Origin of the sequence: Shewanella aestuarii (genome assembly GCF_011765625.1) — a bacterium.
Classification (GTDB): Bacteria; Pseudomonadota; Gammaproteobacteria; order Enterobacterales; family Shewanellaceae; genus Shewanella; species Shewanella aestuarii_A.
This window is the reverse complement of sequence record NZ_CP050313.1, coordinates 588,252-611,571: the sequence shown is the minus strand read 5'-3', so window position 1 is coordinate 611,571 and position 23,320 is coordinate 588,252. Positions and strand designations below refer to the sequence as shown.

The following is a 23,320-nucleotide window of genomic DNA, read 5'->3' as shown; positions in this document are numbered from 1 at the left end:
AAATCCAACCTTAGACATCAAGATTCTTATACTAGACAAGTTTTTATCGCTTAAGGTTATTTTTTATTATTTATTCTGAGCTAACCATAAGAGATTAGCTAACGCACTAATTGAGTGAATATTGACGGGGATGCCTTACTCTAGATAAATATTTGAGCATGAACAGCACAAGTTGATATCCCTAGTACAGACTAGTTAGCGGGTAGCGAATATTAGTTTCAGATAAGCAATACGAAGAAGGGCCAACAATGACGTAAAAAAGAATCGCCACTGGCGGTTAAACGATTCTTTTTCGATATCATATTTTACTTACTATATTTTAAACTGATTGACTAACTTAGCTAAGTGATCACCAGAGTTTGCGACAACACTACTCACTTCAGCCGCTTGACGACTAGACTCAAGTAATTGATTAACAATTTCCTGCACAGAGGTGATATTGCGATTAATCTCTTCAGTTACTGAACTTTGCTCTGTGGCTGCTGTTGCAATATGAGTACTCATGTCATTGATATTAGCAACCGATGAAGTCACGGCGCCAAGACTTTCTGAAATAGCTTTTGACGACTCAACAGAGCGGACACCGCTCTTTTGACTTTCTTGCATGGCTTGCACCGCTTGTGCAACTGACTTGTGTAATTCACTGAGCATGTCATTAATTTCTACAGTACTGGCTTGAGTTCGGCTTGCTAGATTTCTCACCTCATCAGCCACCACCGCAAAACCGCGCCCTTGCTCACCTGCTCTTGCAGCCTCAATGGCAGCATTTAACGCGAGTAAATTGGTTTGCTCAGCAATCCCCCCTATCACGCTTAACACTGAGTTAATTCGTTTAGACTGCTCGCTAAGGGATTGAATATTATTGGCCGCATTGTCAATTTCAGACATTAATTGTGAAACTTCAGACAGTGAAATATCAACACACTCTTGCGCTTTCATCACATAGTTAGACGCCATTTGGGTAGAGTCAGCGACTTGATTGGTATTCTGGGCAACATCATGTGCAGTTGCCGACATTTCGGTAATGGCGGTAACAATTTGATCGACTTCATTATTATGACTGTATAACTGATCAGAAATAGTAACAGTTTGATCGTTAATACTTTTTGCAGCTTGCTTGACATCATTGGTTGCGCCAGCAACATCGCCAATAATGTTTTGTAATTTATCGACAAATAAGTTGAAGGCATGACCCAATTGAGCAATCTCATCTTTGCCTTTAACCATTAAGCGCTTGGTTAAGTCTCCTTCCCCATGAGCGATATCGTTTAAGGAATCGGCCATATTTTGAATTGGAGCAACCATGCGTTGCGCTACAAAAATCACGCCAAAGATATTTAATACACCCAATGCACTGACTAATAGTATAAACATCAATAAATTTTGATTCATCTGCGCCTGTTGCGCTTCTTTGAAGTCAGCAATCACTTGTTCGATATCATCAATATACGCCCCTGAACCCAACATTAAGTTGGTATTGGGGATCATCACGGCATAGCCTAGCTTTTCAGTTAATCCTTGGGTATTGGGTTTTTGATAGTAGTAAGTAAAGTTACCATCACCATTTTGAGCTGCATCAAGCAAACCAACAATAATTTTATTACCGTTAGGATCTGTCATGCCGATTAAACTTTGGCCTTCTAGTTCAGGCTTTAATGCGTGAAAGATGTTGATACCATCTGTGTCATAAATGTAGAAATAACCAGCTGAACCAAAGCGTAAATCGCGCAATGCTTTTTTAACATCACCTTGATCCCCTAATGAAAGCTGATACTCAACCACGCCTTTGGCAACCTCAACCACTTCAGCAAGCTGGGTTTTACGTCCTTCAATAAACTCATTGCGGAAGTCATTCATATCACTTTCTAGCGAGTTACTCTCATTCACATAGAATAAGATCAATACCACGCTCAAAATAAGCGTTAATGGCATCAAGGATAATGCCAATAATTTATTGCGTAGAGACAAGTTTTTCATTGTTATTAACCCTCTAGATACTTACTAGAACAAGTATAGTTAGCAACAACAAAAATGGCACAAAAGCATTACAACAAACAAACAAAGATCACAGTCATAATAATGCTGTGCAGCCGATCAAATTTTAATCTACATTACGCCTATCACGGCACCTGAACATGCAAACCCAAATACCAATAACACAATACTGGGTTTAAACATTTTAAGTAGACCAAAACCTAATATCACCAACGCGATATCCATAGGTGCAGCTACCGCACTAACAAATACAGGCTGATACAATGCCGCCAATAACAAACCCACTACAGCAGCATTCACTCCAGCCAGGCAGCCAGCAATAGTAGGGCGTTGACTAATAGCACGCCAACTTTTGAGCCCAACTAGCATTAGTAAAAAACCGGGCATAAATATCGCAATTGTGGCCACTAGCGCACCTTGTATTGGAGACTCAAGCCAAATATCAGCCCCCAAGAATGTCGCCAAGGTAAACATAGGTCCTGGTATCGCTTGTGCCAACGCATAACCGGTTAAAAAACGGTCTTGGGTGACTAGCTCACCAACGTTGGTTTCAAGTAGAGGTAAAACAACATGTCCACCACCAAACACTAAACTGCCTACTTGATAAAATTGACCAAAAATTTGCCCTAGGCTATCAGGTTGATTAGCTAAAAATAGTGATGCCACCAGCGCGATAATAAATAACCCAAGCCACCAAAAGTTGAGTTGTATAGTTGATGTTTCTGGCAGAGTGCCATTACCACGGGTCATAAACATTGCACCAACTAATGCAGCAAAAATTAACACTAGGATTTGCGTGAATAATGATGGCAGTACTAAAACTGCAACAGCAGTCATCAGCATTAAACATTGCGCAGTTTTTCGCTGACAAAATTGCTTGAACATTGACAAGGTCGCATCAGCAACCACGACGACAGCCAACAATTTCAAACCATGAATAATTCCTGCTACCACGCCCAACTCTTGCCATGCGGCACTGGTCACAGCAAACAAGAACAGTAATAAAAACGAGGGTAAAGTGAAGCCTAAAAATGCCGACAACGCCCCCGCTAAACCACCTCTATGGTAGCCAATGGCAAAACCTACTTGGCTAGAAGCAGGCCCTGGCATAAACTGGCTTAAGGCAACAAAACTGGCATATTGCTTGTCATCTAGCCAGTTAAGGTCTTGAACGAAGGTCTTTCTAAAATACCCAATATGGGCAGCTGGGCCGCCAAAGGAAGTTAGGCCTAGACCTAAAAACAAAAGAAAGATTTTTATGATATTGTTCATGATCTATTAGACTTCGTTTGCAGATTGGCTGAGTTTATTAAAACAACATAGCAGATTTATGACATCTATGAATATAAGCATCGGATTATAAGAAACAAGCAACCAATCTAAAACCCAAAAACATATGTAAAAATTGGCTCCTCCTCAAGAACACATTCATTAATACATACTTCTAAAAAAACCTATTAATTCGGTTGCTCTGATAACTAATCAGGCTGTAATTTAATGCTTTATAAGCATATAGATACTGATAACAACATAAAAAAATGAATGTCAAGGACACGAAAACACCTTACTTGGTGTCCTTATACATAAAAGGGCCCCACAATATTATGAGCACTCAATTATGAATTATTTAACTGAGTGGAATATGTCAGATAATAACCCCTATTGTTATAGCTACAGTCGTTACTCTAGCCTAGCGCAACAAAATGGTTCCTCAATAGCTCGTCAGACACGATTAGCAAAAGAGATTGCTAAAGATTTAGGCTTGGACCTCATAGAGTACTGCGATAAGGGCGTTAGCGCATTTAGAGGGAAGAATAGTGAGTCTGGAAAACTGGCGAGCTTTATCGAAGATGTAAAAAATGGGCTAATCCCTAAAGGAAGTTGGCTGATTGTTGAGAACTTTGACCGCATCTCCAGAGATAATATTTATAATGCGCAGACATTATTTCTCGAGCTAATCAATCTAGATATCACCATTGTTACAGGCATGGATCGGCGGGTATACAACAAAGAGAGTATCAATAAAAACCCCTTAGATTTAATGGTATCTATATTGCATTTTGCACGAGCACATGACGAGTCTGTTATCAAATCCAATCGTACAAACGGAGCGGCAAAGGCATTAATTGAAAATCACAATGCGGGCATTCGTAGCCCTGATGGCTACCCTATTGCGTTAAACAGTGTTGGTTCTAATAAGTTTTGGGTTGATTGCAGTGATAAATCAGTCAAGCCTCATCCAGTATATTTTCCGATAGCTCAAGAAATGATTCAGATGTGTTTAGATGGAAAAGGTACACACATTATTACAGGACATCTAAATGAAAAGTATCCGGCTCCTTTGCCTAAATCGAAAAGAGATAGAGGAGAAGTCGGTGTATGGACGCTAAACAGAACGAACAAGTTTTTTAGATCACGCACATTACTAGGTGAAAAAGAGGTCAATCTTAATGGGCAAACTTATATTTTGAAGGACTACTATCCCCCTTTAGTTGACGAAGCTACATTTTATCAAATACAAGCATTACGAAAGCAGCGTAATGTTAAACCTGCAAACTCAAATAAGGTATATTTGTTTACAGGCAATAAGCAACTTTATTGTGCACATTGCGGTTCACGTATGACCAATCTCACGCACAACAGGAATAAGGAAGAAATTAAGCGTTACGACAAGTATCGTTATGTATGTGCAAATACTAAATTCCAGTGTCGATCTTGGTCATTTAATGCTTTGTGGCTAGACGACACAATTATTCGTCTAGCTTCTAATCATGTTTTTCGACCTACCAATCAAACGAAAGAATTCGATGTTGCAATTAAGGGCATCGAAGAGAACATTAACACTAAGCAAGCTAATATAAGGAATTTAATTGACCTTATAAAATCAGGAGTGTCGACAAAAGCAATACCAAGTGAGATAGCTAATCTTGAATTTGAAGTAGAACAGCTCTATGTGTCTTTGCAGGAACTACAAGCAAAAAGAGAATCCGAGCTAAAAGATTCTGTTGAATGGGGTGAAATCGATGACAATATACTTGATTATGAACAATCTGACTTAAGAAGATCTGCCAAAGAGCGAATTAAATCAGCAATCAAGTTGATTAATTGTGAGCAAATTCGTCAAGGTTTTATCAAGTTTGAAATCACTTTTATAAATGGCATCACATTGAGGGCTTATAGAACACGCGATACGCTAGTTTTTGATGGCATAGCATGGGCTAAGTTAGGTGACTTTTATCGCCAGCCTGTAAAGATTAAAACCGAAGACTTAAAAAAGTTGGAATTTGGAGACCCTTTAGAGAACACAGTCTACAATAAATCTCGCTTAGATAAGTTATTTGATCATGATGCAGTTCGTCACTTACGTAATAAGGTCATTTCCGCCCCTGCAGAAAATACTGGGTACAACACACATTACCAATATAATGGATTGGGCGATGTATCTGTTGAAATGATGAGACAATATGAATTAGGTGAAAATCCCCCCCATTTAACTCATGATTTAACAAGGGCAAAGTATATTGCCAATTGGGCAGATGGGCTAAAAGGAGCTCCTAAAAAAATAGAAGATCAGTTTTATGTGTATAAGCATACGCAAAACGAGTACGTGATCAAAAAACACCGTCCTGAAATCTGTTTCATTGAAAATGTTGAATTTCCTAAGTATTGCAGTAAGTAGTAATTGTCAGGAAACAAGGAGCGAGTGAGCTCCTTGCTTAATCAAGTTTTCACCTTTAGTACCAACAAATAAAAATTATGCCGCGCGGTTTCAAGCGCATCACGCTACCGCACTTGGCCTACATCTAGCACCTCGCGGTACAATTTTACTTCCTACGAGCCAAAAAAATGCCCATTACGCACAAGCTAACGGGCAAAGGTTTGGATAAGCTGAGAAACTGAAGGGTGAAGGAGTGAATCCCAACAGTAAATAAAGATTAGTTCAATACTTCAAAAATGCTATCCGAATAGTTTTATTGTTTTTGAATAGATAGTTACCTTTAATGTAATAACATGATTAACAAACTGATTGTATTACTTATTTTTTATATACCTACATTTAGGGAAACTATCACAGCCCCAAAAATAACTGCCAGCATTAACACCGGTTCTTGCGACACGCTTAACAAGAGGTGATCCACATTTAGGGCAAATAGTTGTAGATTTATAACGCTCTCGCAGTCCCTTTACATGCTCACGGTTTGTTGTTTTACTATTTATCTGATGATTTTCTACTTTGCTTATAAGGTATGATACTTCTTGTTCTGAAAGTATTGCTTTACGATAACTCTTGATAGAATGTCTCAGCCTGCCATTAATTACATTAGTTGGCATATAGGTTTTGAATTGACAATCTCCAGCAAAGTAGACTATTGGCTGAATCAAATTATCATCGATGTTCAAATAAGCTGCTAGCGCTTTCTTTTGTCGGTATGTTTGGCGCAATGGATTCTGAAAGCGATATTTATTCCCGTAGATTAATTGCGTCCATTGGTGAGCTGATTCATCACCGAAAATCCAGCCTTTAATATTTTTAGTTTCAACAATGAATAGCCCATATTGAGATATTATAAGATGGTCAATTTGCGCAGTGCCACTAAAGGTAGGAATATATAAATCATGAAACTTCCTATAAATTTGGCTGTTTAATGACACCCAAAGATTTAATCTTGTTTTCTTTTCACCTAACCACCCCCTAATCAAATTGAACATTTTTCACTCACACCTCGACATTGCATTTCCCATAAAAACTGATTTACAAACAATTAACACTTATCTGATTTTTATATGCCTGATACACATTAAACTTATCAAGCTCATTTAGCACAAAGTATACATGAATGGGCTTGGTTTGTTGCTGCCTAGCTATTGCAGTGATCGCTATCTGTGCGGCTTGATCAACAGGGAAACGATAGATACCAGTCGAAATTGCTGGGATAGCAATTGATGTAAGTCCATTGTCATAAGCTATATGCATGATATTTTGATGCACTAGTTCAAGCTGTTCAACCTCACCTCTTTTGCCATCAAGCCAACGAGGGCCACATGCATGAATGATGTGCTTGCAATTACTTAGGCCAAATGAAGGGGTGATAACGACATCACCATACTCCTGCCGTCCAATAGTTTTGCACTCATTCTCAAGCTCAATACCTGCCCTTTTGTGAATAACACCACATAGGCCACCACCACGCAGCAAAGATACATTGGCAGGGTTAACAATCGCATCAACTTCAGTACTAAAAATATCATCATGAATTACATCTAACATTTTGGCTCGCTATTGTCTGCTTAATTTACACGTAATAATAACATCACTAGAAATCCAGATACTGAAATAACTAGCAATCCGAGTCAGCCATTTAAGCATTTAATACCGACAATAAGTGCTCGTTTGTAGCGGGAAAAAAACCGCATTGCTTATATATAAAGCGATGCAATTATTTTCCAGCTACACAGCACCAGCAGATGTAAAGAAACTTGTAAGTTAACTTACACCAGTAATATCTGCATTTAGATGTAAAGAAAGTCTAGGTGTGACAATTACTTGACTGTAAAATTAGCATATACAACTTACTTTACACTGGAGACTAAAATGCTTATCGGCTACGCCCGTGTTTCATCATTAGAACAAAATACAAGTGTGCAAGTTATGCAGTTAGAGCAACAGGGCTGCACTAAAATCTTCCAAGACATCCAATCAGGCAAATCATCAGACCGTCAACAATTAAATGAGCTAATCGACTTTGTGCGTGATGGAGACACCGTACATGTAATGAAAGTTGACCGACTGGCACGTAATACAATTGACGCTTTAACTATCGCTGACAAATTAAAAGCAAAAGGGGTCGGCTTAATCTTTCACGACTTATCCGGTTGTGACATTAACTCTGATGTTGGCCGTGTTATTTACACTACAATTTCAGCATTTGCAGAAATGGAGCGTAAACGTATTTTACAACGATGTAATGAAGGTCGAGCTAAGGCAAAAGCTGATGGTCGGCATATGGGTCGTAAGCACAATCAACAAATGCATGATGAAGTTAGACGATTATTTGCTGATGGAATGGCTAAAGCTGTTATTGCCAAAAACCTTAATGTGTCTCGACAAACCATTTACACCGTTCTGAAATCGACTTAATTGAAGGGATAGTTAAATTTAGCGGAGTACGCCAACATAGCATTAATTAGCTATGCTGACGCTTAAAATGAAAAAATATTAAAAGCAATGCCCGATAACCTCTCCAATAAAACATACGACATTGGATTATTTCAAATACTTATTTAATGCCAATTTAACTCTAGGCTCATTGAGCCTTGTAATGCATTTTTCAACATTAAATGGCTCAAATACATATATCAAAGCATCTTTAACTCTTAACAACCAGCTAGGCAAACCACTTTCAGTATTAGGCTTTAATATCAGCTTATTAACTTCACTTATAGCCTTAACTTGAGTTTCTAAATTATGATTAACGAGTAATAAGTGACTTAAATTTCGATAATTTTTAGATGTTGTATTAAATACATCTGACTTATTTACATGCCTACCTATATATGAGTAGCCTTCTGGGAATGGTTCATTATTGCCTAACCAACTTTCATCAACACGACTTAGAGGTAAAGCTAATCTATTATTAGATATAACGGGATTTTTATTATATCTCATATACCTTCCAGCCATTAAAAATGGCGTTGATGAATCATACGACATATTAAAAACACAAGGGCTAACCATCCCTTTAACCAATTGAAAAGTGATATTAACTATAGCTGCTGCCTTAAGGTTTCCCAAACCAAGTAAATGAAACCAAGAAGCTTTTTTTTCAAAGTAACCATCTCGGATTAACAGCAACAACCTCCAAATCAAATCCCACACCTTAAGGTTTTCACAATTAATGGCATAACCAAAAAAAGGATATTTTTTTACTTTATGATACCAATAGTCAGAATCACTCTTGTTCCAGCCTTGAATAATATTAAGAAATGGAAAATTGTCTTCTTGAAGTTCTAAAAACCTATCAAGATTATAAAGTGTAGCATTCAAACATGAGTTTGGAGTCGGATAGTCTACTAACTTAGTTTCACGACAGGCAAACATGGGCACATCTAAAGTCATGGCAAAATGACAATAATTCGACAAAAAATAAAAAATGTCAGAGATTACTTGGTCTGTGATTTTTAGCAGCCCTTTACCGACCTGATAACCTGCACTATCACCAAGTATTAAGCTCCTATTGAAATTTACAGGATTAGTTACAAGACAGCTTTTTGGATTCCTTAAATTATTTATTAAACCTGCAGAGTAGAGAGCATATGGATGATGTACCATATTACTTTTTTCATTAAATATATTGAAATCACTAACACTTAAAGGCTTTGGCAACTTCTCTAAATATGTCTTGTTTGCATAATTAGCGTAACCTACCTGCATAGCAGGTAGATATAACGCATCATTAAACTGTGAGTGAAGTAAGTAATTCATATTAAATCCTAAAAAAACGAACTGCTGCCTTTAAGGCTTTTCTGGATGAAGTAGCTGCTTTAACATGAATTACATTCCCATCATCATATATATAAGCTAAAGCAAATTTATCATTAAAAGTAATATCCTTTGTTCTAGGGAATTCTGCCATTGAAGGTAAAGAAAGAATCGCTTTGTCTTCATCAAAAATTGAACTAGAAGTAGCGGAAGAATCACCCGCAACTTTATTAACCTTAGTAGACATAGGATCTACCTGCTTGTTAAGAATCCTGAATAATTCATCACATTTTTTTATGCCACCTTGTTTCCTTATATACATTGCTATCTCATCAATTAGCTTTTCATCATACCCTTCGATCACCCTAGAACTAAATACAGTATGAAGATACGACAGACAGTTACTTATATAATTAATCACCGAAGATTGACTGGTGTCATGATACTTCCACAAGTATTTCACAGCCGTACCTATTTCACTATTAGTATATTTAGATGGATATTGTTCTGTTATAGCATCAAAATATGATTTATCCTGTGACGCTATACGAAACCAAATGTAACCTTGGGCAACAAGTATATGCTTTCCATTTCTAATACTTACCCTCTTCTGCTTAAACTTACTTTCTATTAATACCGCAATATCTTGAATTGATTTGTTTTCAACGACAAAAGTTGACTGAGTAAAAACATTTTTTGTTAACATATTATGCGCACCAGTAATAACCAACTAACTAAGTAACTAAGTAACTAAGTAACTAAGTAACTAAGTAACTAAGTAACTAAGTAACTAAGTAACTAAGTAACATAATATTTTATGATAAAATTAAATTCAGTAGGGGAGTCTTTTATTTTTTACAAATCAATTGCAGTTGAAGGGAAATTTGAAGTGATAGCAGAGTTGACTACAGAGTAGTAAAGGTGTTGTTTACCCTTAAATTGTGAATCCCAAATACCACGCACATCTTCAAATCTATACTTACCTTTTTTACGATGTGCTCTTAATAAGTTAGAAAAATACTTTCGCTGTTTAGACGTCATCAGACGATTTTGCGACTTAGATGAAGCCCTCAACTTTCTAATTCTATCTGTAATTTTTTTTAATCTAACTCTATAATCATTTTCCCGTTTAATACAAATATGCTTAAGATATTTATCAAAGTCATCTTCCCAACACTCCTTTCCTGATGTCATACCTTTGATTAAAATATCTTTACTCTGCAAACGTTCGATATACCACATATGAAAAACGTCAAGCTGCTTTTCGACAGCTTTTTGTTTATTATTACTATCCCAACTTCCAACCTGAAAAAGTTTTAGGACTGGTTGATTATCACTTAAAATATCGTCATCAATAATTACACAATCTTTAATTTCAAGTGGTATAACTTTATGCACATTATCGTGGAGCCATATGTGAAAAGCACTATGCCAGTTTTTTAGCATCCCTTCGGTTAAAGCATCTGTATACAAATCATCTTCAGGAACATTAACAAATATATCACCAAAAAAATCATAAACCTGTTTCAGATGTAGATAATTATCTTGGCATTCATACTCTTCACTAATTGAGAACCTACGCATATCACAACAGTAATACCAATAATCTTCGTTATAACCTAAGGCTCTAAACCAAAGCTCAGCCCACTTAAGTCTCGTTTTGAATTCACTTCTCATATAATTTACTTTTCATGTGTTATTGAGTCATCAAAAATGGATAAACCTGCATTTCGCAACTTCACTTAGTTAAGTTGAGCATGTAAAAGAGGTTCGATTGCGCGCCAATTAACTGATTTATAGATTTATAAAGTTTTTACAGGATTAACAAAACCTTACTATATCATAATCATGGTTACTTACGCTTCTAAGGCGATAAATTTACTAACGAAAAAATAAACAAGAAAATTACACATAAAAACAACCGGATAATTTCCTTTTTATTAATGCCATTAAGGTATATCCAAAAAAACATAACAAAAATTTTTAACTAGATAAATACAAGTAACAAATTAAATCCCAAAAGGGGGGAAAATGAAATTTGTTACTGAGCTTCCTCAAGATGTACTAGCTATACTCAAACGTGAGTATCCAGAAAAAAGCTACCAAGCCGCAATTAAATTATTTATAAGACAATACAACCCAACTAATGAGGTCAAGGATGATCAAGCTAACCACAATACAAAGCAATCAAGCATGTAAAAAATATTCACTAAACAATCAAAATAGAATTGATTCAAATGGAAAGCCGCTTTCAAGTGGCATAGGTCAAGTAGTCAAACTTAAATCTCTGGAAGATTTAATTAAATTCACAAATAAGGACATTGCTCTAGTTCATGGCATACCAAATGAGCAATTAAGGTGCAGAACCAAACCCTTTTCAATCACAACGCTAAATAAAGAGAATATCGCTCTCAAACAAATTGCAAGAGCAAAAAAGAACTTTGAATATGCTGAAGAAACATTAGCTTTACTTGATATTGATGATTTACAAAAAACAGGCTACACTTTTGTCAATATTAACAGATTATTAGATGATTTAACCCAAATATTCCCTGTATTACAGGGTAAAGAAGTTCTAGCAATTCCATCAAGCAGTAACGGACTTATTGATTCACGAACTGGCAAATTACTTAACAGTATGTCTGGTCAAAAATGGCACATTTACTACCGAATAAAGGGCTCATTAATAACACAACTAAAGCAGTACTTAAGTGATACAGCTTGGTGTAAAGGTTACGGGTATGCATTCGTATCACAGAGTGGCGCCATTTATGAGCGATGTATTATAGACTGCTCTGTGTTTTCACCTGAACGCTTAGATTACATTGGAAAAATTGACGACCAATCAGGTTTTCTTACAGAACAAAAACCAAATTATGTCTACCGTCAAGGTGAAATAATTGATGAAATACCTGTTAACAATTCTTCTGAAGAAGCCCACCATTTATTTACCAAACAAAGACAATCTGAAAACATTAAGCATACCGTCTATATCAATTGCTCTAAGTGGCTCAGTGAGCGCGTCGCACAAAACAAAGAATCATTGACCTTAGAAGAAATCAAAATAAAAGCGAAAGCTAAATCAGAGCAAGAATACCAGTATGAATTACTACCTGATGACTCAAATATAATTTGCCAAGGCACTCTCATGTCTGCTGCTTACATTGCTGACAACTTAAACAAACTCAAATCAAAATATTGTGCCGATCCAATCACAGGCGAAACCTGCAAATGTAAAATCATACTAGCCCCATATGCTAAGTATGGTTTCATGCTCTTTTCATTTAAGACTGGAGGGTTCTTTTGCTTTGGTGAGTTTCCCAAAATTATCAATCGTAAACAAATCAAAGAAGGCTTACCTCAGCTAAAAAAATATCTGAAAAAACAAGGTCGAAATTTTGGATTAATTTGCTATTGGAAGCAGGCTGTTTTGATAGATGGCGAGTGGTTTAACTTTTTTCATTCATACAATGGAATAGTATCCATTGCTGACATCTTAGTTGCTAATAATAAAAAGAAAGATGTGAAATTTAGAGTTCTGCAAAATTCGCTACAACTTTTAGACTACATAGATAAATATTTTGAACCTATGATTTATGCTCAAGAAATAGATAGTTCTATTCCAAAAGTTGCATATTTAGGAGGGAACGCTGGGAATGCAAAAAGCTTTGCTGCTAAGGTTATTTCAGAAAAATCAATTTACTCATCTGTTTTCATCACTAATACCAACAAAAATATCAATGATTATGTAGAGCAGTTTAACCATGACTGCATACAAATTGAAGGATTGACTAATATGCTTTGGTCACTTTTGAAAATAGAATATGGTCACCTCGATATTGATAAGGAAAATTATAATATTGATGTAAACCACCACTATCAACAAGATGATCTTGATTTATTTGATAGCTTACATCATTGGTTCAAAGACAGAAATCAACAAACACAGCAAAGTAGATACGAAGATGCAGTAGAGCAAAACAAACGAAAAACTAGAGTAAAAAACAAGCTATTTTATGAGTTAGGTTTGCAAAGAGATACTGATATGCGACATCAGATGTTAACTCTTGCCAAAGCAAAAAAGACTCTAGAAGCCTTTAAGTACAGAGTCAATATTCAGCTTAATTTGGGCAGACCTGTTATAGTTTTTATGGATGAAATGGATGCTGTAAAAGTAAATCCTCAATCTGGTATTGTTACGACATATGAACATATAAATAATGGCAAAATTGTTGGCTTTAACAACCCTATCAAAGCAGATCCTGAACAAGTAGAGCTGATGAATTTTCTATATGAAAGAAATGGCGTTTTTTTAATACTACTCAGCGCAGAAAGAGGTATTGATAAAGCATTAAACGCTAGAGGTATTAATCATCACTTTATTGACCGATTTACACCACTTTTTGATGATAATTTAATACTCACCTATACATCATCCACATCGAGCAAAATCAAAAATAATTCCTCAGCTTTATTGAGAACGATTGTGGAAGTCAAAGGAAAATGGCCTACCTATTCTCTAATTGTTAACGGATTAAGTGAACGGGAAAAGAACATTTTGAATGCTAAAAATATAACGACTTACACTCACGAAGGAGTAAAGGGGCATAATGACAAAAAATGCATGAATTTCGTCAGTATTATAAGTTACCCCCACCCTGCAGAAATTCAAAGTTACTTATTAGCAATTGGGATAAATGATTCTAATAAAAAGGCCGGAGATGAAGAGGAAGCTGTGAGTACATTAGTGTCAAACAGATATAATCAGAGTATAGGAAGAAATACTGGCTATCGTGGTTGTTATAACTCTGAACATATTGTTGTTATACCAGCAGGCCTATCAGGAAAGATAAAAAGTGATATTATTACTGTTAAACAACTTACTTTCGATGAAGCCCCTAAAAAGGGAAAGGACTCCAATATTTTACTAGAACTCATTCAAGCAAAAATGGATGAATACAAAACACAAAATGGCTTACAGCAAATGTGTGTCACTCGATCTTTCATTCGAGAATTATTTATTAAACCTGTTGTTGATAACTGGAATCAAACCCATCAGAGTAAAATAAAAGCTAATACTTTAGCCATTGAGTTATTTAGCAGTATTGTTACATGCAAAAAATCACGAGTTGATAACAAGCCTAAAGACAGGTGTTTTTACTAAAGATTGCAGCTTAATAGCCGTACCACTTTACTATATAAGCAATACATTTATTTTCCACTACACATGTAGCTCTTTTGTCATGCACATTTCAAGTTAATTAAAATCGTTTAATAAAATCATTTAGATGTCCAAAAATTGCATTTGCTGATGAATTGGGGGCCTCACCCCCCAATAAAAAAATCAGAGAATACTAGCTAGCACCAAAACCTAAAGAGCAAGTAAGATAAGTGACTGAAAAAGTTACAGTCTCGTACTGAATGTAAGCTTATATTTCACTATCCACTACTTATTTCAAGAAGGTATTCTTTTAATAATGCTTCCTTTTGAAGCTCTTTTATTTCACTCCACGTTACACCTGCATTGATCCCATCTAAACGCTCTTTGTATTTTTTCAACGCTCGCTCAAAAACACATTCCACAGAAATTGACATTTCCGTTTCTAGATTTTTAAGTAAGCACATATAAACCCATAATATGTCACCTAATTCATCTTCAAGGTAACATTTACGGTTCATATCGATCTCATTTTTTACTTCTTTAAGCTCATCAAATATCGCTTGATAATATGTGATACTACCTTTTGACCAAGTTCCATTTTGATCGATTTCTATTTTTTTACCAGCTAAATTAAGCAGTTGAACAAATTCATTCATTATATATCTCTAATTAACATACAAGGGCTACTTTTTTATTGATTGGGAATCATGCCATAATCCCTTTTTACAAACTATTGAGTGAGGCTAAAGATAATTATTACATATATATCTAAATTAAAGTGGAAGATTTGATTAGTAGCTTAAAAAATCAGTGTTACCACACAATTGAAACAAGCCTTGAACAATGCCTCTACTTGCTCATGCATCCTACTCAGACTGACAATCAATAACACTTAACAATGATTAACTCTCCCAATTTTACCACCGACTATCGGAGTGTTTTATGTACTTAGCTCCATAAATCTTAGAAAATGAAAGGAGTTAAGCTCAATTTGTTTCAATTTACAGCGTAAAGTAAGCGAAAATAATGCACATTCATACAATTCATACCATTCATACCATTCATACCATTCATACATAACATGTTTTTTGAAATTGCTGATAAAAGCACTCCATAGAACATACGCTTAAAAGTAGGACATCTGGACGCAATGACTAAAACAGGGTAATCTCAAAAAAAATTAAATATAAAGGATTATAATGAAGACATCTGAATTGTTAGAACAAATAAGCAATGGCAACAGAATAAACTCAAAAGAAGATATTGCATTAAAAAATGATTTTAAGAAAATCTTCTATGGTAATGGTTATATGGCTTGGCGGAAAAAACAAGAAACTGGGTCTGGTGGCTCTTTCAATGTAGAACGTGATTTATTATTGAAAAGTTATGTTCAAGAAAGAGCAGCCCAAGTTGCTAGTGAGTTCGTAGAAGATGCATTACAAGACGTTTATGAATTGGCATTACAACATTTGAATGCAAGGCTATATGGAGTTGTAGATAACTTTGCAGCGTGGAAGCATGACTCAGGTTTTCCATTAAAAGATTCTGCTTTAGAACTTTATAATAAAGTTTGTGATATTTTAGAAAATGGTGATGAAATTCGAAAACATCGCATTATTTTAATCTTAGGTGTATATGCTGAGGGTAGTTTAAGCCAAGCCCGAAAATCTTTTGCTGGTAGTGGTGGAGAATTGGTTTTAGAAGCATTACTTCAGTCTCGAGGTATGAAAAAAAATATAGATTATTGTACACAATTTACTTCTGAAGGTTCTGATACAGATATTGTTATCCCAAAAGCAACAAAACCAGAAGAGGTAAAGGCATACATAGCTGTACAAATCAGTTCCAATGATCGCACCCGCCTAACAACTAGTGAGTTAGTACCCGGCCAACGCAACTACTTTGTATCCTTTAACGGTTGTAGTGCATCATCAAAAACTACTGATGATATTGGTGATGAAATCATAGCGAAATATGTTAAAGAGGATATACTTTATGTGGTTACAGAAAAAGAGAGAATACGTGCAATAAATACATCACTTAAACGACTAGAGGCAGAAAAGAATAAATCAAAGCAAGATCGAAATAAAATTTTGTTTGGTGAAACTCGATTAAAATGGCTTGATGAGAAAAGCATAACATTCGAAGACTTTATAGAACAAGTATCTAGGTTGTAAAAATTAACAGGAAACCGAGTCAACGTAAGAAAAGGCTTCCCCACCAAAAAATTAGTCTCTATTTATAAAAATAAACCCTGCTAAAAAGCGGGGTTTATTTTTATTATATATAAATATCATATATTTTATTTTTAATTTCGATTAAGCAAATCTTTTATAATATAGCCTAATGTTCGCCCTAAAAGTGGCGGAACAGCATTGCCGACTTGAGTATATTGAGGAACCTCAAACCGACGACTTAGTCCTCCTGTTGAAAGCTTTGAACGAAATACAAACGAGTCTGGAAATGATTGTACTCTGGCCATTTCTCTAACAGTAAGTGTTCGTAATGGATCGTAATGACATGCATCGTCAGGTATGCTTAAGGCAGCTGGTGCTGGGGTATTAGGGTTCAATGCTTTTTGAGTTTGTTTCTTTGTTTTGTGTGTTAACAATAATTCTAGTATTTGATTACTATTAATAGCGAACCTAAGCTCATTTTCATTTTCAAATAGAAATTTATGATTTAGTAACTCCTGAGTAGCTAAATAAGTAAGTTCAACCTTTTTACCTTTTAGAACTTCTTTAACTTCTTTCTCTGTCGCTTTAGATACAATGGTTAAAACTTGATAAATTCTAAATCTACGTTGCACTGATTCTGAATTTAATTTTGGAGAGAAATTCTCAATAGTGTTCACATTCTCACCAAGAAGATCATTTAATAAATTTACATAATATGATTTTGCATTATTTGTACATAAGTCATCTATAGCTTGTTTAACACTAAACTCATTACCTTTGAATTGGATTAGGCTTTGCAAAAATGTATCATGATATAGAGTTTCTTGTTTATCTACATCAAAACACTTTAACAAACCAAACTCAGGCTCTTCACCTTTTAGGATTGCATCAGAAAGCTCAAAACCCGATGCAAACAAACTCTGCTCCTTAGGAGTAAAACTGGGAATAATTTGATTTAGGTAATCTTTACGAATCGATATCATGATAAATCGAGGTCTGTTTTGGGCAACCCCTGCATACTTTGCATTGATGTGTAAACAAAGAGGAACATAATTTAGACTGGCAAAGACTTTCGCAACTTCAAACCAAGCATAATATTTCTTTCCATCATCTTCAGAAAAAGGTCGAAGAATACCTGTAACATTTTCTAGTAATGCAATTTTAGGTTTTACATGTTTTACAAATCTAGCAAACTCCCACGGTAAACTGTTCTTATCACAATCTTTTTTACGCATACCTGCCATACTAAAACTCTGACATGGAGGACCGCCTGATACTAAGTCAACCCCAAACGATGTTTCATTAAAAGCACGTGAAATTGACAATTTCAGCTCTTTATTTTCATCTAACAATTGATTCAAGTGTCTAATATCGCCAACTAAAATCTTACCTTTGAGTTGTTCAGGGGGGAGCTTTCGAAATCATTAATACCTATTCCCAAATCTGGGTATTCAAACGGATTCTCTCTCAATCTAGATTTGAGATCTTCGTATTGACTACTTATCCATAGAGCATTTTTTGGCTTTTCTTGATTTTCTGCTTTATCTAAAAGATTTTCTTTGAAGAAATTATAAGCAAAAGTCTCTGCAGCCATTGGAGAAATTTCATTGGCAAGTAAAAGCTCAAAACCTGCGGAGTCCAGCCCAAGCGATAGGCCACCACAGCCAGCAAATAATTCTATGTGGTTCATCAAAACATCTCAAAATTAAATTTTAACTATTGTATAAAAATACAGTGGTTTTGTGTACAAAAGAATCTAAGATTTAGCTAAAAAACAGATAAAACTAAGCTTATCAAGTAGCTTAATTCAATTATATAAAGAGCATAAATCGACTAGTTCAAAATTGTCATTATTACTACCACAATCATATACACCTTAGGTTGCTCTCCTACCCATCTGGCTATAACTTGTGGTTAAAAGTTAACCAGAGGGACAATAAATGACTTCACTTTTAAGCAAGCTAGAGCTAACTGCTAAGCCACAACAACCAACAGACAAGCTAACCCAGCGAAGAAACAAACTACTCGAAAGACTTACTACTCAAAAAGAAATCATCCGATGCTTACTCAACAATGAAGTGTTCAGTGCATTTCGAGAAGTAAGCAAGCTTGATGAGCTAACTGGTCAATCAATCAAAGAAAAAGTACCACGCAGAGTTAAGCCTTGGTTTTACAAAATACAAGATCAATACTTTTTAGAAGTCCGTTATGGCGCAAAACCACTAGAATTAGCCAAAAATAAGCACGCAATAGCAGTCGGTGATGAGAGTCGCTTAAACGAAGTCTTAGACGTTGTAATTGACGCAGTAAAAGCAGGTGAGCTCGATACACAATTAGCTGCAATTAGACGAGTAGGAGCAAAATAATGGCTAGATTAGGTCGTTGTCCAGCTTGTAAAGGTTGGGCTGTAATTCGAAGATGTCAGCGATGTTATACTGTTGAGTGTGTACGCTGCTCAAACCCAACAATTTGCAGCGTATGTAGAACTGGCATTAAAAAAGATTTGCCTTAAAAATATATAATTATCAGGCGACATAGCAGGCCATAATCAGCATAATAAAAGCCTATTTATGTCGCATTGCCTATTAAAATGTCTCACTCGACATGTAAAGCAAATACCCGTTCGCGAGCGTTATAGGCTCTTCATGATACCTAATTTATTAGAGTTAAAGTGTATTATTTAATCTTAGGGAATTCATTGTAAGATGTGTTAGCTATTATGTTGTTAATCTCGGCTCTTATTCTTCTCAAGCTTCTTTCATCAAAGTCGAAGTCGGGCTCAATAAGACTTAAATCTTGACCGTACATATGTCCAAACCAGCAAAATTCCTTACTGTATGCACTAATCATCCATTCCTCTAGTAACTCTTTGATATCATGAGAAGCATCAACTTTATCTTCATTAAGACGCTTAAATTCATCCAGTGAAGCTACCAAAAGCTTTTTCTGAATACTGCTACTTATTCGTGAATTCCATTTTTTATTGTAAGGTCGATATCTAGAGTAAACTTCATAGATATTCTGAACATCAATGCAGCCTATTTTTTCATAATCTTTAGCTAGCTTTATACCACCACTGGATTCTTTAATTTTCGAAAATGTTACTATTGCCTGCTGATTTCTAAAACGCCATTTCTTAAAGTTACTGCAATCATCAAATATATCCCCCCACAATACATATACCGCTTCTAAGTTATCGATGACCTCATAGTCCCTGTTAGCCTTCTTTTCATAACAGTAGTTTTGATAGTCCTTGTTGAGCTTTAGGAAGCCATACCATAAAGCAAAATATTGTAGGGCCTCTTTAAGAGGATCAACCTTGTTTGAGACTTTAGCTTTACTCATAGTAATATCCAACTAATCGCACGCCCAACTCAACTACACATATAAACATCAAAAAACTGTATTTATGCGATAACCTATTGCGATTTCTGACGTAGGGGTTTGATCATTTTACCCTAGGGCCGCCAAAGCTAATTAAACCTAGGACTAAAAATCGACTAAATATCTGCCACATAAAGAACTTCCATATTATTAAATCTTGGATAATTTATGACACAATTATGACCAAAGAATGACACCACATCTGGTAATGCTATGTGCACTTACTTCATTCTTTCTAACATCACTAGCACTTCATAGTGATCCGTGTGCGGAAACATATCAAACAACTGCGCTTTGGTAATGTGATAGCCTTGGATCATTTGTAAATCTTTGACTAACGACACAGGATTACAGCTCGAATAAATAATCGCTTTTGGTGCAAACTCACTTAGTGACTGACAAAGTGACTGCCCAATCCCACGGCGTGGCGGATTAACAATGATTAAATCAGGTTTATTTGGATCTTGATCGTTTTTAGCAAAACTTGATGAATCTAAAGCGCTAAAGCTAACCTTAGTTAAGCCCATTTTATCAGCCGACATCTTGGCGCATTCAATGGCTTCAGCTTCAATTTCAATACCTGTCAATTTGATTGACTCATTAGCACAATGCAGCCCAAAACCACCCACACCACAAAATAAATCCCAAATATGGTTTGGCTTAAATTCAGCAACCCATTCTCTTGCGGTTTGATAAAGATTTGCCGCCACTTTAGGGTTTGTTTGAAAAAAGCTTTTTGGCCTTATATATAACGGCACATCATTCAATTTATCTTCAAGGCGAGTTTGCTCGGTTAGAAAGATTTCTTGCTCACCTTCTAAAATCGCCATATGTACCGGTTGGATATTTACCGACACTAGGCTAATTTTCGGAAATTCAGCCTGCAACTTAGGAAGCTCACGCTTGATTCGGTCGATGGCTTGTTCGCTTTTTAACACAAAACGCAACATAAACTCACCGGCGGCATAGCTGCGAGTAAGTAAAATAAATTTAAGCTCACCTTTTTGCTTATCAACCCGATAAGGTGGAATGCCAGCTTGCTGAACAAACAGCTGTAATCGATGTAATAAAGCCTGCATATCCGATGGATACAAAGGGCAATCACATAAACTAACTGCATCTCCCTGTGGCGAAACTATACCTAAAATAGGTTGGTGAGCCGCACCTAACACCACCATTTTGGCTTTATTTCTAAAACCGTTTTCCTCACTGGCTATTGCAGGTAACCACTGTTTAACCGTTAGCGGTGCAAAGTAATCCTGCAACTTTGCCATTTTTTTCGCCAGCTGTGTTGCCATAGGTGTTTGAATATCTTGGCAAGAACGGCATTGACCACCTTCAAAAAAATTACATTTCACAGCTTGATGCCTTATCCGAGTTCAATACTTTTAAAGCGTTATCACATAGCACCTTTAATTGTTGCAGTTGCTCCAGTTCACCACCGACTTTACAACGCATCATCTCTGGAATTGCCTGCGCCTGCTGTCTTAAGGCTTTCCCTTGCTCGGTTAAATGCAGTACACGCACACGCTCATCAATGTCACTGCGGCCACGAATAACAAGTTGTTTTGCTTCGAGGCGTTTTAATAACGGGGTTAATGTACCTGAGTCTAAATGCAGTTTTTCACCTAGGGTTTTCACACTGATGCCAGATTCCGCCCATAACACCAACATGGCTAAATATTGTGGATAGGTTAAACAAAGCTCATCTAACAAAGGGCGATAAGCACGGATCATCGCATTTGTTACACTATATAAAGAAAAACACACTTGATTTTCAAGCGCTAATGGATCACGAGTTGGCATGTAAAATCTCACTTAACGATATTAAATCGAATATATCATAGTTTAATTGCGCACAATCTTTGCTATTTTATTTGATACACATTGAAACACCAACTAACTTTAGAATTCAGATTATTAGCCGATAAGACAATGAAAGCTTTTATGCAGTCCACCAAATAGAGAGAAAATTATGTCAATTTCAGTTAATGCCCCAAGCAATATGCCAACCTCGATTGATTCAGCAAGTAGTTTAAAAGTTGCTGTAATGGCAAAAAATCAGCAAAAAGTTGAGGGTCAAATGGCATTACAACTTATCGAAGCTGCCACCCCACCAGCACAACCAATTGGTAATACTGGTCATAACATCAACACTAAAGCTTAACTGCTCCACGATGAAAATGAAGGCTTAGCTGGGGCTTACTAGCCTCATAGACGAACTTGGTAATGGGACATAAAATGAAGCCACTGCTCTCTCCAAGCTTAACCATAGTGACGCTAAGCCTGTCACCATACCTTTTCGCCGCTTCACCAACATTTGATTGTGCCAAGGCACAAGGAGAAGTCGAGCAGTTAATTTGTCAATCTGATGAGCTAAGTCAGTTAGATCAGCAATTATTGCCTTTATATCGACAAGTCTTGTCTCTCCTTGATGAACAAGATGCAAAAGTATTCAAAGCGAAGCAACGCGGCTGGATAAAAGGTCGAAATGACTGCTGGAAAGCTAATGATAAAAACCAATGCATACAATATGAATATCAAATAAGGCTAACAGAGCTACAAATTGCTTCAGCGAGCGTTGAGGTTCCTGCGAAAACCCTTTATCAGTGTGCAGATCAACGCCTTATAACAGCTTACTTTTATAACAACACCGCCATTGCAGCTGTCGTATTTACTGTTAGTGGGCCACAATTAACACCAACTCAACCACATTTAGGTTTAATAGTACCATCGGCTTCAGGCGCTAAGTATCAAGCATAAAACATCAGCTTATGGACGCACCAACAACAGGCGATGCTTGAAGTATTTGGTCAAGCATCAATGGAATGTGAATTACTAAAACGACATCCTGATACTAAGTAACATATACACCTAAACTATGCAGCTTAAGTTCCGCAATAACCAATGGCATAACAGCGATTAACATAGCGTTAGGTGACGCCCCCTCTTAATCATTCAATCTCAACAACAAAACGCAACAATGATAGACTGCAAAATTCGTTGTAACAACGTATCATTACACTATTGCAAATAAGCCGTTCAATAATCATGTATGACATGTTATGTAATTGTTTATAAACAGCGCTAAAAGCCCTTAAAAGACTAAGTTTCTTGCTTGGA

Annotated in this window: 21 protein-coding genes; 8 read left to right on the top strand and 13 right to left on the bottom strand. The window is 36.1% G+C overall.

Annotated features, from left to right (window positions below):
* Positions 1-312: 312 nt before the first annotated feature.
* On the bottom strand, positions 313-1,977 hold the full coding sequence (locus HBH39_RS02865; protein WP_167675447.1) for a methyl-accepting chemotaxis protein: 1,665 nt from the start codon (positions 1,975-1,977) through the stop codon (positions 313-315).
* Positions 1,978-2,106: 129 nt separating this feature from the next.
* Positions 2,107-3,267: a chromate efflux transporter gene (gene chrA, locus HBH39_RS02860; RefSeq protein WP_167675445.1), complete on the bottom strand. Its 1,161-nt coding sequence runs from the start codon at positions 3,265-3,267 to the stop codon at positions 2,107-2,109.
* Between the two features lie 346 nt (positions 3,268-3,613).
* Between chrA and HBH39_RS02855 the strand changes: the two genes are divergently transcribed.
* Positions 3,614-5,674 (top strand): recombinase family protein, encoded by a 2,061-nt coding sequence (locus tag HBH39_RS02855; protein WP_167675443.1) that lies wholly within the window; start codon positions 3,614-3,616, stop codon positions 5,672-5,674.
* A 353-nt stretch (positions 5,675-6,027) separates the two neighbouring features.
* On the opposite strand, the gene HBH39_RS02850 is transcribed toward HBH39_RS02855, so the two are convergent.
* Positions 6,028-6,705, bottom strand: a complete 678-nt coding sequence (locus HBH39_RS02850; protein ID WP_167679933.1) for a nuclease-related domain-containing protein — start codon at positions 6,703-6,705, stop codon at positions 6,028-6,030.
* Positions 6,706-6,748: 43 nt separating this feature from the next.
* Complete coding sequence (locus HBH39_RS02845; RefSeq protein ID WP_167675441.1) at positions 6,749-7,264, bottom strand: macro domain-containing protein; 516 nt, start codon at positions 7,262-7,264, stop codon at positions 6,749-6,751.
* A 324-nt stretch (positions 7,265-7,588) separates the two neighbouring features.
* Here HBH39_RS02845 and HBH39_RS02840 point away from each other — a divergent pair, with 324 nt between their 5' ends.
* On the top strand, positions 7,589-8,134 hold the full coding sequence (locus HBH39_RS02840) for a recombinase family protein (RefSeq protein ID WP_167675439.1): 546 nt from the start codon (positions 7,589-7,591) through the stop codon (positions 8,132-8,134).
* A 126-nt stretch (positions 8,135-8,260) separates the two neighbouring features.
* On the opposite strand, the gene HBH39_RS02835 is transcribed toward HBH39_RS02840, so the two are convergent.
* The 3 genes from HBH39_RS02835 to HBH39_RS02825 form a co-directional block, all read right to left on the bottom strand.
* The gene (locus HBH39_RS02835) at positions 8,261-9,478 is read right to left on the bottom strand and encodes a hypothetical protein (protein ID WP_167675437.1); all 1,218 of its coding nucleotides are present in this window, start codon (positions 9,476-9,478) and stop codon (positions 8,261-8,263) included.
* A gap of 1 nt (position 9,479) precedes the next feature.
* Positions 9,480-10,181 carry a hypothetical protein gene (locus HBH39_RS02830; RefSeq protein ID WP_167675435.1) on the bottom strand — a complete coding sequence of 234 codons (702 nt, stop codon included), beginning with the start codon at positions 10,179-10,181 and terminating at the stop codon, positions 9,480-9,482.
* Between the two features lie 149 nt (positions 10,182-10,330).
* Complete coding sequence (locus HBH39_RS02825; protein ID WP_167675432.1) at positions 10,331-11,152, bottom strand: hypothetical protein; 822 nt, start codon at positions 11,150-11,152, stop codon at positions 10,331-10,333.
* A 354-nt stretch (positions 11,153-11,506) separates the two neighbouring features.
* Between HBH39_RS02825 and HBH39_RS02820 the strand changes: the two genes are divergently transcribed.
* Together HBH39_RS02820 and HBH39_RS02815 are read left to right on the top strand one after the other, a co-directional pair.
* Positions 11,507-11,674 carry a hypothetical protein gene (locus tag HBH39_RS02820; protein ID WP_167675430.1) on the top strand — a complete coding sequence of 56 codons (168 nt, stop codon included), beginning with the start codon at positions 11,507-11,509 and terminating at the stop codon, positions 11,672-11,674.
* On the top strand, positions 11,634-14,639 hold the full coding sequence (locus HBH39_RS02815) for a hypothetical protein (RefSeq protein WP_167675428.1): 3,006 nt from the start codon (positions 11,634-11,636) through the stop codon (positions 14,637-14,639). Before HBH39_RS02820 ends, HBH39_RS02815 begins: the two co-directional genes overlap by 41 nt.
* Positions 14,640-14,914: 275 nt before the next feature.
* On the opposite strand, the gene HBH39_RS02810 is transcribed toward HBH39_RS02815, so the two are convergent.
* Entirely contained in the window at positions 14,915-15,292 is a 378-nt protein-coding gene (locus HBH39_RS02810) for a MazG nucleotide pyrophosphohydrolase domain-containing protein (RefSeq protein ID WP_167675426.1), read from the bottom strand.
* A 543-nt stretch (positions 15,293-15,835) separates the two neighbouring features.
* Here HBH39_RS02810 and HBH39_RS02805 point away from each other — a divergent pair.
* Positions 15,836-16,813, top strand: a complete 978-nt coding sequence (locus HBH39_RS02805; RefSeq protein ID WP_167675424.1) for a hypothetical protein — start codon at positions 15,836-15,838, stop codon at positions 16,811-16,813.
* Between the two features lie 131 nt (positions 16,814-16,944).
* Here the strand turns inward: HBH39_RS02805 and HBH39_RS02800 are convergent, their stop codons facing one another.
* Together HBH39_RS02800 and HBH39_RS19615 are read right to left on the bottom strand one after the other, a co-directional pair.
* Entirely contained in the window at positions 16,945-18,174 is a 1,230-nt protein-coding gene (locus HBH39_RS02800; protein ID WP_244325725.1) for a DNA cytosine methyltransferase, read from the bottom strand.
* 17 nt (positions 18,175-18,191) lie between these two features.
* Positions 18,192-18,503 carry a DNA cytosine methyltransferase gene (locus HBH39_RS19615; protein ID WP_208764179.1) on the bottom strand — a complete coding sequence of 104 codons (312 nt, stop codon included), beginning with the start codon at positions 18,501-18,503 and terminating at the stop codon, positions 18,192-18,194.
* Between the two features lie 250 nt (positions 18,504-18,753).
* Here HBH39_RS19615 and HBH39_RS02795 point away from each other — a divergent pair, with 250 nt between their 5' ends.
* On the top strand, positions 18,754-19,179 hold the full coding sequence (locus tag HBH39_RS02795; RefSeq protein WP_167675422.1) for a hypothetical protein: 426 nt from the start codon (positions 18,754-18,756) through the stop codon (positions 19,177-19,179).
* Positions 19,180-19,489: 310 nt separating this feature from the next.
* Here HBH39_RS02795 and HBH39_RS02790 read toward each other — a convergent pair whose 3' ends face one another.
* The 3 genes from HBH39_RS02790 to HBH39_RS02780 all read right to left on the bottom strand — a co-directional run bounded on the left by HBH39_RS02790 (position 19,490) and on the right by HBH39_RS02780 (position 22,003).
* Positions 19,490-20,158: a hypothetical protein gene (locus tag HBH39_RS02790; RefSeq protein ID WP_167675420.1), complete on the bottom strand. Its 669-nt coding sequence runs from the start codon at positions 20,156-20,158 to the stop codon at positions 19,490-19,492.
* A gap of 260 nt (positions 20,159-20,418) precedes the next feature.
* Positions 20,419-21,555, bottom strand: coding sequence for a 23S rRNA (uracil(747)-C(5))-methyltransferase RlmC (gene rlmC, locus HBH39_RS02785; protein ID WP_167675417.1), 1,137 nt, complete (start codon positions 21,553-21,555; stop codon positions 20,419-20,421).
* Complete coding sequence (locus HBH39_RS02780; RefSeq protein WP_167675415.1) at positions 21,545-22,003, bottom strand: MarR family winged helix-turn-helix transcriptional regulator; 459 nt, start codon at positions 22,001-22,003, stop codon at positions 21,545-21,547. The genes rlmC and HBH39_RS02780 overlap by 11 nt, the downstream gene beginning before the upstream one ends.
* Before the next feature lie 169 nt (positions 22,004-22,172).
* On the opposite strand from HBH39_RS02780, the gene HBH39_RS02775 reads away from it, so the two are divergent.
* Positions 22,173-22,364, top strand: a complete 192-nt coding sequence (locus tag HBH39_RS02775) for a cytoplasmic protein (protein WP_167675413.1) — start codon at positions 22,173-22,175, stop codon at positions 22,362-22,364.
* 74 nt (positions 22,365-22,438) lie between these two features.
* Positions 22,439-22,960, top strand: coding sequence for a lysozyme inhibitor LprI family protein (locus tag HBH39_RS02770; protein ID WP_167675411.1), 522 nt, complete (start codon positions 22,439-22,441; stop codon positions 22,958-22,960).
* The last annotated feature ends 360 nt before the right edge of the window (positions 22,961-23,320 follow it).

What these genes read in the sequence shown, in the direction of transcription:
- HBH39_RS02865 (WP_167675447.1), bottom strand. Translation starts at nt 1,977, where the DNA reads ATGAAAAACTTGTCTCTACGCAATAAATTATTGGCATTATCCTTGATG.
- chrA (WP_167675445.1), bottom strand. Translation starts at nt 3,267, where the DNA reads ATGAACAATATCATAAAAATCTTTCTTTTGTTTTTAGGTCTAGGCCTA.
- HBH39_RS02855 (WP_167675443.1), top strand. Translation starts at nt 3,614, where the DNA reads ATGAATTATTTAACTGAGTGGAATATGTCAGATAATAACCCCTATTGT.
- HBH39_RS02850 (WP_167679933.1), bottom strand. Translation starts at nt 6,705, where the DNA reads ATGTTCAATTTGATTAGGGGGTGGTTAGGTGAAAAGAAAACAAGATTA.
- HBH39_RS02845 (WP_167675441.1), bottom strand. Translation starts at nt 7,264, where the DNA reads ATGTTAGATGTAATTCATGATGATATTTTTAGTACTGAAGTTGATGCG.
- HBH39_RS02840 (WP_167675439.1), top strand. Translation starts at nt 7,589, where the DNA reads ATGCTTATCGGCTACGCCCGTGTTTCATCATTAGAACAAAATACAAGT.
- HBH39_RS02835 (WP_167675437.1), bottom strand. Translation starts at nt 9,478, where the DNA reads ATGAATTACTTACTTCACTCACAGTTTAATGATGCGTTATATCTACCT.
- HBH39_RS02830 (WP_167675435.1), bottom strand. Translation starts at nt 10,181, where the DNA reads ATGTTAACAAAAAATGTTTTTACTCAGTCAACTTTTGTCGTTGAAAAC.
- HBH39_RS02825 (WP_167675432.1), bottom strand. Translation starts at nt 11,152, where the DNA reads ATGAGAAGTGAATTCAAAACGAGACTTAAGTGGGCTGAGCTTTGGTTT.
- HBH39_RS02820 (WP_167675430.1), top strand. Translation starts at nt 11,507, where the DNA reads ATGAAATTTGTTACTGAGCTTCCTCAAGATGTACTAGCTATACTCAAA.
- HBH39_RS02815 (WP_167675428.1), top strand. Translation starts at nt 11,634, where the DNA reads ATGATCAAGCTAACCACAATACAAAGCAATCAAGCATGTAAAAAATAT.
- HBH39_RS02810 (WP_167675426.1), bottom strand. Translation starts at nt 15,292, where the DNA reads ATGAATGAATTTGTTCAACTGCTTAATTTAGCTGGTAAAAAAATAGAA.
- HBH39_RS02805 (WP_167675424.1), top strand. Translation starts at nt 15,836, where the DNA reads ATGAAGACATCTGAATTGTTAGAACAAATAAGCAATGGCAACAGAATA.
- HBH39_RS19615 (WP_208764179.1), bottom strand. Translation starts at nt 18,503, where the DNA reads ATGAACCACATAGAATTATTTGCTGGCTGTGGTGGCCTATCGCTTGGG.
- HBH39_RS02795 (WP_167675422.1), top strand. Translation starts at nt 18,754, where the DNA reads ATGACTTCACTTTTAAGCAAGCTAGAGCTAACTGCTAAGCCACAACAA.
- HBH39_RS02790 (WP_167675420.1), bottom strand. Translation starts at nt 20,158, where the DNA reads ATGAGTAAAGCTAAAGTCTCAAACAAGGTTGATCCTCTTAAAGAGGCC.
- HBH39_RS02780 (WP_167675415.1), bottom strand. Translation starts at nt 22,003, where the DNA reads ATGCCAACTCGTGATCCATTAGCGCTTGAAAATCAAGTGTGTTTTTCT.
- HBH39_RS02775 (WP_167675413.1), top strand. Translation starts at nt 22,173, where the DNA reads ATGTCAATTTCAGTTAATGCCCCAAGCAATATGCCAACCTCGATTGAT.
- HBH39_RS02770 (WP_167675411.1), top strand. Translation starts at nt 22,439, where the DNA reads ATGAAGCCACTGCTCTCTCCAAGCTTAACCATAGTGACGCTAAGCCTG.